Raw genomic sequence first — 857 nt, 5'->3', positions numbered from 1 at the left:
GAAAATGAAGAGATAGATTATTTATATTTTTTTGTTGAAGGAAAAGCGAAAGCGTTTAACACATTAAGTAACGGGAAATCGGTATTATTATGTTTTTATGATAGTTTGCAGTTACTAGGAGATGTGGAGTTAATTCATTCTCAAAAAACTGCTTCAAACGTACAAGTGATGGCAGATTCGTATTGTGTTGGGCTACCTTTAGGGAAAGTGAGAAACCAATTATTTCAYGATGCGAAATTTTTGAGATGTATTTGCGGTTCTTTAGCCCATAAATTAAATCGACTTTCAAAAAATAGTACAATTAATTTACTGTATCCACTTGAAAATCGACTTGCAAGTTACATGTTAGCAGCAGGGGAACGCACTGTTCAGCAYGGAAATAGAATTGTRTTTAGTGGGAATTTAACGGAAAYAGCTGAATTGTTAGGRACGAGTTATCGGCATTTATTACGTACATTAAATGTTTTTTGTGATAAAGAAATTATAAAGAAAAGCAGTGGTTGTTTTGAAGTGATGAATGTAGATGTTTTGCGGGAATTGGCGGCGGATGTTTATAAATAGAATAATATTTTATGAGGAACGGGTTTAGGATTAGAAGTACTAAAAAATCCTTTATTAGATTGGAAAGTTGAGTTAAGGACTTGGCGAATAAAATAAAGAACTACTCTTTTATATTTTGGAGATATATTGTGTAGCAAAAAAATAGATCAGTAGCAACAGCTACTGATCATCCATATGTACATGAATTAGGAGAGGTCAAACATTTCAAACGTTTATTAGCTTTAGTATAATAGATTTTTATGAAATAAAAAACTGAAAATTATAATTTTTTGTTGAGAAAGTTTTTTGTATCGAAA

At 31.0% G+C, this 857-nt stretch carries 1 protein-coding gene; it reads left to right on the top strand.

All coding sequences use genetic code 11. From position 1 onward, the window contains the following. On the top strand, positions 1–561 hold a 561-nt coding region (locus AC1DJR_RS31815), incomplete at its 5' end, for a cyclic nucleotide-binding domain-containing protein (protein WP_477004452.1). Positions 562–857: the final 296 nt, after the last annotated feature.

The organism is Bacillus sp. 05T31 (assembly GCF_056396725.1).
Note: the sequence above shows the minus strand (reverse complement) of the source record. Positions and strands in the feature narration are given on the sequence as shown.